The organism is Deinococcus phoenicis (genome assembly GCF_000599865.1).
Taxonomy (GTDB): Bacteria; Deinococcota; Deinococci; order Deinococcales; family Deinococcaceae; genus Deinococcus; species Deinococcus phoenicis.
Window position 1 is genome coordinate 17,559 of sequence record NZ_JHAC01000011.1, and the last position, 9,385, is coordinate 26,943.

General features: G+C 65.1%; 11 protein-coding genes. 2 read left to right on the plus strand and 9 right to left on the minus strand.

The genetic code is table 11. The annotated features are described in order from the left end of the window. Position 1: 1 nt before the first annotated feature. On the minus strand, positions 2 to 745 hold the full coding sequence (locus DEIPH_RS03265) for a hypothetical protein (protein ID WP_034353797.1): 744 nt from the start codon (positions 743 to 745) through the stop codon (positions 2 to 4). A gap of 219 nt (positions 746 to 964) precedes the next feature. Here DEIPH_RS03265 and DEIPH_RS03270 point away from each other — a divergent pair, with 219 nt between their 5' ends. Next, positions 965 to 1,384 (plus strand): hypothetical protein, encoded by a 420-nt coding sequence (locus DEIPH_RS03270; protein ID WP_034353800.1) that lies wholly within the window; start codon positions 965 to 967, stop codon positions 1,382 to 1,384. A gap of 68 nt (positions 1,385 to 1,452) precedes the next feature. Then, positions 1,453 to 2,028 (plus strand): hypothetical protein, encoded by a 576-nt coding sequence (locus tag DEIPH_RS03275; protein WP_034353804.1) that lies wholly within the window; start codon positions 1,453 to 1,455, stop codon positions 2,026 to 2,028. Positions 2,029 to 2,043: 15 nt separating this feature from the next. Here DEIPH_RS03275 and DEIPH_RS19590 read toward each other — a convergent pair whose 3' ends face one another. The 8 genes from DEIPH_RS19590 to DEIPH_RS03310 form a co-directional block, all read right to left on the minus strand. Beyond that, positions 2,044 to 3,018, minus strand: a complete 975-nt coding sequence (locus DEIPH_RS19590) for a hypothetical protein (RefSeq protein ID WP_152544770.1) — start codon at positions 3,016 to 3,018, stop codon at positions 2,044 to 2,046. A gap of 135 nt (positions 3,019 to 3,153) precedes the next feature. Further along, positions 3,154 to 3,732: a hypothetical protein gene (locus DEIPH_RS03280; protein ID WP_034353807.1), complete on the minus strand. Its 579-nt coding sequence runs from the start codon at positions 3,730 to 3,732 to the stop codon at positions 3,154 to 3,156. Further along, entirely contained in the window at positions 3,732 to 4,532 is an 801-nt protein-coding gene (locus DEIPH_RS03285; protein WP_034353810.1) for a phage minor head protein, read from the minus strand. Before DEIPH_RS03285 ends, DEIPH_RS03280 begins: the two co-directional genes overlap by 1 nt. Positions 4,533 to 4,553: 21 nt before the next feature. Then, on the minus strand, positions 4,554 to 4,895 hold the full coding sequence (locus DEIPH_RS03290; RefSeq protein WP_034353814.1) for a hypothetical protein: 342 nt from the start codon (positions 4,893 to 4,895) through the stop codon (positions 4,554 to 4,556). Between the two features lie 94 nt (positions 4,896 to 4,989). After that, positions 4,990 to 5,223, minus strand: coding sequence for a hypothetical protein (locus tag DEIPH_RS03295; RefSeq protein ID WP_034353816.1), 234 nt, complete (start codon positions 5,221 to 5,223; stop codon positions 4,990 to 4,992). Between the two features lie 342 nt (positions 5,224 to 5,565). Next, positions 5,566 to 7,263: a hypothetical protein gene (locus DEIPH_RS03300; protein WP_034353819.1), complete on the minus strand. Its 1,698-nt coding sequence runs from the start codon at positions 7,261 to 7,263 to the stop codon at positions 5,566 to 5,568. Between the two features lie 3 nt (positions 7,264 to 7,266). Next, the gene (locus DEIPH_RS03305; RefSeq protein ID WP_051517110.1) at positions 7,267 to 8,907 is read right to left on the minus strand and encodes a hypothetical protein; all 1,641 of its coding nucleotides are present in this window, start codon (positions 8,905 to 8,907) and stop codon (positions 7,267 to 7,269) included. Beyond that, positions 8,904 to 9,377: a hypothetical protein gene (locus tag DEIPH_RS03310; protein WP_200868148.1), complete on the minus strand. Its 474-nt coding sequence runs from the start codon at positions 9,375 to 9,377 to the stop codon at positions 8,904 to 8,906. Before DEIPH_RS03310 ends, DEIPH_RS03305 begins: the two co-directional genes overlap by 4 nt. Positions 9,378 to 9,385: the final 8 nt, after the last annotated feature.

Here is a 9,385-nt window from a genome sequence, read left to right on the forward strand (position 1 = left end):
CTTAGATGGTGTACTCGGGGCGGCTGCGCTTCTCCGAGGCGATGTCTTCCGCCGTCTTGGGCTTGGGCGTTCCCCCCCGTTGCCCCGTAGGCAGCGGCGCGGGCGCGGGCTTGTCCGGCTGCACACTGGCGATGGCTTGCAGGCCGGGCACGGCGGTCAGCGGCTTGAACTTCTCACCCTCCCCGATGCCCCATTCCTCGCGCTCAGAGCCGTCTTCCGCCTTCACGGTGCGGCGGCCCCAGGTCTTGCCTTCGAGGTAATCCGCCAGGGCCTCTACGGGCTTGCCAGCGAACGCGGCAGCGTCCTGAAGGTCAGCACGGGTCGCGCGGTCCTGAAGCGCGGTCAGCGGCGCGAACGCCTCGTCGATGCGGGCGGTCACGTCGTCGTCAGTCGCACTCTCGGGCAGGCCGTCCAGCAGGGCGGGCAGGTCAATGCCGGTGGCGTCGGCGTAGGTTTCGATGATGGCTTGCAGGGCGTCAATGACGGCCTCCGTCTCCTCATCGGCGGCGGGCTGTCCCAGGCTGTCCAGGGCGCGGGCGGCGAGCGTCTGCGCTTCCTGCTCGCTGTCGGTGTCCACGTCTTGAGGGAGCTTCAGGGACTCGATCAGGGGCGAGTAGGCGCGTTTGAAGGCGCGGGCGGCGGTGTTCTGCGATTCGCGTTGCGCCACGTCGCGCACGGCGGCCTTCAGGGCCTCTTCAGCGTTGCCTTCGTGGGTGTCCAGGTACTGCTGGTAATTGCGAGCCATTGGCTCCTCCTCTCGCTCTCACTGGAGCGGCAGAAACGAAAAAACCCGCCTCAGTGGGCGGGGATGGGCTTGGCATGGGACTTATATCGCGCTCCAGTGGAGGGACCGCCCACGCCTGCTACTCTAGTTTAGGTTAGGTGTTGACAATACCTAACCGGGGGAGTACTCTCTAGCCATCGGGGAACTCCACAACTCCCAGCCCCCGACAGGAGAACGAACATGACGAACATCACCGATCTCGCCCGCAACTTCGCCGCCCAGACCGTCCGTGACGCCAGCATCACCCGCCAGATGGCGGCCCTCGCCCGCAGCGAGTACGGTGCAGACGCCGCCAGCGCCCTGGAGGGCCTGCGCGACGAGGCCACCCGCCGCGCGGACGGCTACCAGCGGGCCAGCGAGTATGTCGGGCGGGTCGAAGCCGATGCCGCGCAGGGACGACCCGAAACCGGGTGGGCACCCCGGCAGGACGAGCCGGAAACCGAGTGGGCCGAGGAGGGCACCCCGGACGCCGCCGCGCAGTGGACGGACGAGCGTTACCTGACCGCCGCCTGCGAGCTGGCCCGCGACTTCTACCGCCTTCAGGCCGTCGCCTACGCGGAAGCGCTCAGCCTCCTGCTGGCCGTGCCCGCCGCGCTCTAACCCAAACGAGTTGAGGCCGGGGACTCCACGCCCCGGCCTCACTGTTCATCCCCGAGAGGACAACGAACATGACACAGGATAGCGGCTGGAACGATCTGCCCACCCTCCCCGAGGACCGCCCCGCCCCGCTGAACCTGGGCAACGCCCGCGCCAGCCGCCAGCAGCGGTTTCGGCGCTACCGCGACCACGTCTATGCCGAGGCGATGGCGGACGTGGAAGAGCGGCAGAAATGGCAGGAACGCAACCTGCGGCACGGCGGGCCGGATGGCGTGCAGTGGACCGGGGAGGAGCTGGGCGCGGTGTCCCGGCGCGTTGACGAGCGCCTGGGGTCCGGGCTGGCCTTCTATGAGGGGCACATCCTCCCTGCGTGGTCGGCCCTGCGGCGGGCGCGTGAGGCGGGAGACGCGCCCGCATGGGACGCGGCCATGCTGCACGCCGAATCCCTGCTGCCCGAGGGCTGGGACGCCCGCACCGTGGCGAGCCGGGAGAACGGAAAACAGGGTGGGAAACCGCGTGGTGAACGCGCCCTCAGCGAGCGGTTCAACATCCGGCTCTATGACGATCAGCGGGAACGGCTGGAGGCGCTGGGCGTGAACGTCTCGGAATGGATACGGGACGCGGTGGACGAACGGCTCAAGAGGTGACGGAAGGCCCAGGGTTCAACCTGGGCTTTTCGCTTTCCCCTTGCCCGTCAGCCCCAGCCGTTTCAGCTCTTTTTTGAACGATGCGGTCAGAGCACTGGAGGTCAGACCGTTCCGCCCCGCCCTGCGCCCCCTGATTCTGTCGGCAATGCCGATTTGAGGGGTGCGGGACTCGCCCCGCACGTTGAATTGAATACGCGCCGCCTCTGCTGCTGCCCGCCGGACTTCGCCCGTTCGTGTCGGGGCGGGCTTTGTCCAGTTGATCGAGCGGCGCAAGGAAAGCGAGCCGGGCCGTGAGTACGCGGTTCTGTCGGCGTAGTAGATGCGTTCACCAGCCCCGAACGGCTTACCCGTGTCGGCGTACTTGCCGGGGAACTTCGCGCTCATCTCCTTCCGCCCCGCGTTGTTTTTCTGGCGAATGATGCTCCCCTGTTGACCGATGAACGTCTCTAGCCTGCGGTTGCCGAGCGTGATGCGCTCCCCCCGCGTCAACTCACCCACCCGGCCATTGAGGGAGCCGCGAAAGCGCCCCGCCCTGCCAGGGAGGGTGCCCTGACGGATGTTCCGGCTGCTGCCCGTGCTTTTGCTAAAGCCGCGCGCGGGGGAGTAGACGCGCTGGCCCGCATTCCCCGCATAGCTCACGGGTGAGCCGCCGTATCCTGACGGCTTGTCCCCATGCCCGACATACAGGGCATTCCTGTGCTGGGCAGTGAGGGCACGGGCCTTCTTCGTTGCCCCTTGTGGGGGACGCCCACCTGCTCCACTCCGCAGGTGGGCCGCTTTCTCCCCGAACACATGCCTGCCGCTGGCATTCGTGCGGCTGGCTCCCCGGCGACTGTTGACCTTGACGCCACGCCTTCCGAGGCGATGAACCGCAGCGGCGCGGTCCCGGTCATAGGTGGTCTTGCGGTTCTTCCCTTTGCCCGAAGAGCGCAGAATCTTTTTCGCATGAAGAAACCGGAGTTGTCTTGCTGTCAGATGCCTTTTTGCCATGCTTCAACCTCCCTTCTCGTCATCCAGCACGCGAAGCGGCATGTGGGCACGAAAAAGCCCCGCACAATGGCGGGGGTACGGACATTCGCGGGGCTTAAACTCGCACTCAGTGAGGGGCGGCCCACGAATCAGGGGTTAGAACAACGAGCCGCTGTAGAGGCTGTTGCGGCGTTTCTTGAACGCCTCATATGTGGCGCGGCCAGCAGCGATGCGCTGACTGCGGTTTTTGAGGGCCTTCAGCGCCCCGTCGCGGCCTAGCGTTTCTTCCATCGCCCGGAACTTTTGCACCTTCGGATTGCGGCCTGCTGCCTGACGAGCGGCACGGATGCGGTTGCCCCGCGCTTCCTGCTTAGCCTGCTTCTTTTCCGCCTGCACCATCCGGGCGGCGGCCTTAGTGGACTTCATGCCGTCCGCACGGCGGCGAGCACTGCTCTGAACAGAAAGCGTGTAGCCCTGATCTGCAAGGGCACGGGCCTGGGCGCTCCGATTCTGCCGGAAGGCGGCCTTCCGAACGCCGTAGGCGGCCATTGCTCGACCCGCTTCAATCCGCGCCGCCCGCGTCTTATCCCGCTCCGCCTTGCTGGGCACCTTGCGGCCATTCCCGTCCTTGCTGTAGCTCACCTTGCGGTCCTTGCCCTTGCCAGAGGCCCGGAGGCGTCCAGTTGCAAACAGCCACCGAATCTGGCGGGCCGTCAGCTTTCTCTTTCCTGCCATTAGTCACCTCCTTTCACTCGAACGGCCAAACTGCACCGGCACCTGACCACCTCAGCCGCAGGTGCTCCCGGCATGTGGGGCCGCGTGAGTCCGTTGCTGAACTTCTTGCCGTAGGGCACCCGCTCCCGGTCCACCCGACGATGTGACGGGCGTGTACGCGAGTCGCGGGCGGCCAGCCATTCCGCCTCTAGCTCTAGGCCGAGGTCATCCCGTGCCCGGTCGAACACCTGAGCCTGACCATCGGAGAGCGCGGCCTGTGTCTCTGTGACGGCGATCATCTGCGCTCTGGCCCGGCTGACCTGTAGAGCCTTCTGAAGCTCTGCCCTAACCGGATATCTGCCCCCCGCGCTCAGCGCCTGTGTCATCACCCGGCCCACCCGCGCGGCGTGGTCTGCCCGTGCGTCCCCCCAGATAGCCGTGAGCCGGGCAGGAATGGCCCCCACAGCCGCCTCCACAGCCGGGGCCGCGATGGTCAGCGCAGCCGGGGCACCGCTCGCGGCCAGCATCCCGGCCCCCACGTCCCCGCCGAGGCGTACAGCATCCTGTACGGCCAGCAGGAGAGGCGGGGGGAGGTCGGGCCAGAGCGCCGCCGCCATGCGGGTCAGGCGCTCTTTGGCGGCAAAGCGGTCTGCCGGGTTCTGGAGGAGCATCAGGCTTACCAACTCTCGCAGCAGGGCCGCCGCTTCCCGGTCAGTCGCCTTGAATGCCCTCAGCAGCGTCCGCACGGCTTGCGTTTCAAGCTTGCGCGAGTCCTGTTCCAGCAGCTTGAGGAGCTGGACGAGGGTGGGCGTCTGCTTCATAGCTCACCCCCTCTGGCTTGCTCATCGCACTTGAGGCTCAGAGGTCGCCGTCGCCTTCTCAGCCGCTAGACGAATCGCATTCGCCGCCTCAAAACTCGGAATCTCACAGATCGTGACCGTGTACTTGGGGGATTCCTCGGCTTCTTCCTCTTCCGTCGCCTCTTCTTCCACCTCGCTTACCTCCAGAAAGAGGATGTTCCGCCCCGGCACAGTCACCGTTCCGCCGTGCATCTCGGTCGTGTAGAGGGAAAGTGGATTCGTCATCACCTCACCTAGCTGCGTGAGGGCGGCATCGAGGTCATCATCTGAAACGGCAAGGTCAATGGTGCTGTTGTTGGTAAGTCTCAATTTGACGGTGTTCATGGCATATCTCCTTAACCCAGCACCTGCACAACGGCTTCCCCGATCAGTACGCCGATCAGTACGCCCCGCGTGAAGCGCAGCGCCTCCACCGCGCTCACGACAGCACCCGCACATGCCCCATCTCCATCTCCTCACACGGCGCGAACGCCTCGGCAATCTCGTCGGCGTCGGTGAGAGCGAGTTGGAGGTCTGCGGTGTCAGAATCTGTCAGCTTGATGCCCATTCCCGCCCGTTGTTCCAGGCGCATGGCCCGGAGTTCAGAGCGGATGCCTTGCAGGCTGGCGGCAATGGCGGTCAGCACGTCGGTCAGGTCTACAGTGTCATCCATGCGGCATCACTCGCTTTCCTGAACACGTCTTCGAGGAGGGGCTTGCAACTCGGCCAGCGTGAGCACAGCGGCAGCAAGAGACTGAAGCACGCCAAAGTCAATCGGCGTGGAAGGCAAGCCAAGCGGTAGCAATACCTTTTGTCCGGTCATTCGCGGGCCTGCCAGAGGGTGCAGCCGAAATCGGGGCAGGTGGATAGATAGGCAAATTGCTCATTGCCCTCTACATTGGTAGAGGTGATGTGCGTGGCATCTAACTCAAAGGTTGAGTCAATCCGGTTGCAAGACCCGAGTTGAGGAAGCGTGCCATCCCCGTATACGTGCCGCTCCCACCATCGGCATCCCTCACACCGGGGCATTCCCGCCGTCCCCTGCCTGCTGTCCGTCATCCTGTCCCCCCATGTCCACCGCGCCCACCGCGTCCAGCTCCTCAGCGGCGGCAATGGCCTGTGCGTCGATCTGATACCCGGCGGCCTGCGCGATTCGCAGCACCGTGGCTTTGGGCAGCGTGCCGAGGCCGAACAGGGCGGCGGCCTGCTGGATGTTGCTGGCGCGTTCGTTCTGGAGCTTCTTCAACTCGGCTTGCACGTCCTGAACCCCAGGCGTCGCCTCCAGCAGCGTCTCCAGGCTCAGCTTGCCCGCCGTGTGCATGAGGTCGAGCTGTTGGAGCGTGGTGAGTTCGACCTTGTCGGTGTCGAGAAAGAGGCGGGGCGTCACGTTCAGCCATTCCAGCGTGTCGCTGCCCTGTACCCACTGGGCGTAAGCGTCTGCCGTCTCTACCGCCCACCGGAGGGCGGCCTGAGCGGGCTGCGCTTCGTCGGGCAGGCTCTTCAGGAAGGCCGCGCGGCTCTGGCGCTTGCTTTCCCCACTGACCTGCCCTTCCCCGTCCCGCGTCCAGAGCTGGTTGAAGCGGCTCAGCAGCTTGCTTTCCAGCCAGTCCGCATCCTCGCGCATGAACTGGCTGTTCACGGGGTCGAACGTGCCCACGCTCGCCCTGAGCATCACCGGCAGATTGTCCAGGCCGGGGACGGGGTTGCCCTCCGCGTCCCGCAGGTAGTCAGACTGCACGTCCACGACGCGGGCGGGACCGAACGTGTAGGCGGTTTTCTCGCCCGTCACGCTGTCGCGGGGCTGCGCAGCGTCCAGGGTGTAGTACTGCCGCCAGCCGCCCAGGTTGTTGTTGCGGATGACGTTGCCCGCCGTGGTGTTCACGCCGTTCTGAAGATCGAGGTCCGATTGCTGCACCTGCGGCCCCGCCTCGCGCTTCATCTCATGGATCAGGGCGCGGAAACGCAGGGGCCGTTCAGGGTCATACAGGGGATTGGGACGCGGGTTCAGGCCGACGCCCGGGGCGGGGGCCAGCTTGCCGCTCTGATCGGCGTAGACGGTGATCTCGGTGCGGGTGTGGACCTCCACCCGGTTCTGGGGTTTCCCATCCTCCCCCGTGACGCTGTAGGCCCGCCAGTAGGCGAGCTTCACGCCGTCCTGCTCCACCGCCCCGGCTTGCGTGGCGTCCAGCGCGTCCAGTTGGATGAGTTCCAGCGCGTCCGCCTGCGTCTGCGCGTCCCGGCTCAGCTCGTCCTTGCCGAGGATGACGCGGTACACGTCGGGGACGTACATGTGCAGGTAGGCCACGCCCGCCCAGCGCATGTACTCGTCACCCCGTTTCAGTTCCGCATGGACCCTGCCGCTGCCCGTATGCCATGTGGCGAGGCTGCTCACCCGCTCATCCTCCGGCTCCAGGGCCACCGTGTCTGCGCTGGCCGTCCATTCGGGGTCACGTCCGAGGATGTGGGAGGTAAAGCGGTTCAGGATGGGGCCGATCAGGGCGATGACGATCAGACGCTTTTTCAGGGCCTCTTTCTCTGCCGGGTCATCGGGCACCAGGCCGGGGTAATACTCCAGGTTGGGGCCGATCTGCTCACCCTGGGCGAAGTCGCGCAGCTTCTGGAGCGGAATGGGGGACTTGCGCGGGTCGGTGGCCGTCGCCGTCGCCGCTTTGATGGCCGCTTGAACCGCTGCCAACAGCTTCTCAGGTTCCATGTCTCACCTCGCGCGTGTGTAGTTGGTGCCGCTGCGGTCAGCGACGGGGGCGACGTACTTAGGCGGCGCAAAGGCGTACATCACCGCCTCGGCAATGTCCGGGGACACGCTGCCATTGCCCAGCTTGTTGACGCGGATTTTGTCGGCCTGCCCATACTTCTCATAGGTGGGCTGGCTCAGTTGTGCTCTCGCGGTGTTGGCAAGCGGGTGTCCCTCCAGTTCCGCGAGGCTGATGCACTCGTCATCCGGGTGGGGGATGCCTTGCGTGACACGCTCATGGGTGGCCTTGAAACGCAGGCGCAACCTCCACCACATCTCAGCGGCGAGATTCATAAAGCGTTCGTCTGCTGGGGCTTCCGCATCCGGGTACTTCGTGCGGCTGGGCGTCTCGCTGTTGGCAATGCCGCGCACCTTGAAGGGCAGCCCCTCTTGCTTGGCGAGAGTGGCCGTAATGCTGGCTCCCACGCCCAGACGGTCATAGTTCAGGACACTCACCCGATCAGCGCGGGCAGTGGCTTCCAGCTCGGAGGCGATGTGCAGCCCCTTGAACTGCCGCAGAGAGGGCAGCACCACAGCGCCAGCGCGGGCAGCGTAGGCACTCTTATCCGCGCCCTCCTCGGCCACGTCTGCCCCGGCTGCACGGGTAGAGCCGTGAGGCAAGCGCAGTTGGAAGGCCGCCTCTACCCACTTGGCAGGGATGACCACGCCCTCAGCGGAAGCGGCGTAGTCAATGTCCACTTCCTGCGCCAGCACGATAGGGTCAAGTTCGGCCCGCTGCTTTTCGTACCAGGGGTGGATACTCCGCCCCTTCCATTCCGCTGCCCAGTTCTTATCCGGGTTCTCCCGCCAGGGCATCGTGAAGACGGGGTATTTGCCGCTGAAGCGGTCATTGTAGAAGCGGTCCCCGATGCCGTTAGGCGTGCTGCCCTTGATGCGAACATTCGTGTTCTGACTGATCGCCGCGTCTACCGCTTCCTGATTCGCGTGATAGGCCCACTCGTCGAGCAGGTACATGGACGTGCGCCCGCCGCGCCCGATGTTGTCCCCGGCTTCCCCGGTCAGGCTGGCCCCATTGACGGGGTTCACCACCCGCATGAAGTTGTCATGCTCTTTGCGGCTGAAGCCTTCCGGCTGCATCCACTCGGGCAGCTTGTAGAACATGTCGCGGAACTTGTGGAAGAGCGTCTTGGGGTCGCCCTTCTTATCCACGTACTCCTCTTTGCGGCTGCCCACGCCTGCCGCGAAACCTTCCACGAACAGCCAGTGGTGCAGGAAGAAGCCGAGGATGACATAACTCATACCCTCATCCCGGCTCTTTTCGATCAGGCCGGAGGTCTGCGTGCGCTCCCGCTCTTCCAGCCAGCGGACTAGCTCAATCTGTTTGGGACGCAGCACGAACGGCAGATTGGCGGGGAGGCCCAGCGTCATCCCGCGCGGGGCATACGTCCAGACCCAGTGATTAAACCAATGCACCGGGTTACGGCGGCACTTCTCCAGTTCATGCGCCATGCGTTCTGGGGAGCGTTCAACATTGGCCCGATACCAGTAGCGCCGCCTGATCTCCTCCTCCACTTCAGGGAGGCGGACGGTGCGTGTCCAGCGGTGAATGAGCGGCGTCAGCTCCTCAACCGTGAGGGCGGTCAAGGCTTGCCCCCGAAGTACAGGCGGGCGAGGGCCTGAGCATCTAGCCCTTCCAGATCATCCGGGGATAGAGCGGCGCTTACGGTGGCGGTGCGGACGGGGCCGCCACCTTCCCCGGTGAGTTCAGTGGCCTGCCGCTCTTTGTAGAGGTCGGGGCGCAGGGCCTTGAGGCGGAACATCAGCAGCGTGTCACTGAACTGCTTCTCCTCGCCTACCTGCTCTCCCTTGTACCAGACGCCCTTCACGGTGCCCTCAAAGGCGCGGCGGTCAGCTTCTCCTTCCAGCAGGTCAGCCCATTCCTGCAAGGCATTGTCCCAGGCTTCAGAGAAGATGGGGTCTTCAGCTTTCACTTCATAGGCGTACTGGCGGCGAATGCCAATGGCGCGGGCGGCGCGGGTCACGTTGCCGTGCTGCTCCAACTCAATCAGGAAATCCTCTCTCTTTTTCTGTGTCAGCTTTGTCCGGTTCGCCATTGGCATCA

Excerpts from the sequence above, each read along its gene's own strand:
- DEIPH_RS03265 (WP_034353797.1), bottom strand. The coding sequence starts at position 745 with ATGGCTCGCAATTACCAGCAGTACCTGGACACCCACGAAGGCAACGCT.
- DEIPH_RS03270 (WP_034353800.1), top strand. The coding sequence starts at position 965 with ATGACGAACATCACCGATCTCGCCCGCAACTTCGCCGCCCAGACCGTC.
- DEIPH_RS03275 (WP_034353804.1), top strand. The coding sequence starts at position 1,453 with ATGACACAGGATAGCGGCTGGAACGATCTGCCCACCCTCCCCGAGGAC.
- DEIPH_RS19590 (WP_152544770.1), bottom strand. The coding sequence starts at position 3,018 with ATGGCAAAAAGGCATCTGACAGCAAGACAACTCCGGTTTCTTCATGCG.
- DEIPH_RS03280 (WP_034353807.1), bottom strand. The coding sequence starts at position 3,732 with ATGGCAGGAAAGAGAAAGCTGACGGCCCGCCAGATTCGGTGGCTGTTT.
- DEIPH_RS03285 (WP_034353810.1), bottom strand. The coding sequence starts at position 4,532 with ATGAAGCAGACGCCCACCCTCGTCCAGCTCCTCAAGCTGCTGGAACAG.
- DEIPH_RS03290 (WP_034353814.1), bottom strand. The coding sequence starts at position 4,895 with ATGAACACCGTCAAATTGAGACTTACCAACAACAGCACCATTGACCTT.
- DEIPH_RS03295 (WP_034353816.1), bottom strand. The coding sequence starts at position 5,223 with ATGGATGACACTGTAGACCTGACCGACGTGCTGACCGCCATTGCCGCC.
- DEIPH_RS03300 (WP_034353819.1), bottom strand. The coding sequence starts at position 7,263 with ATGGAACCTGAGAAGCTGTTGGCAGCGGTTCAAGCGGCCATCAAAGCG.
- DEIPH_RS03310 (WP_200868148.1), bottom strand. The coding sequence starts at position 9,377 with ATGGCGAACCGGACAAAGCTGACACAGAAAAAGAGAGAGGATTTCCTG.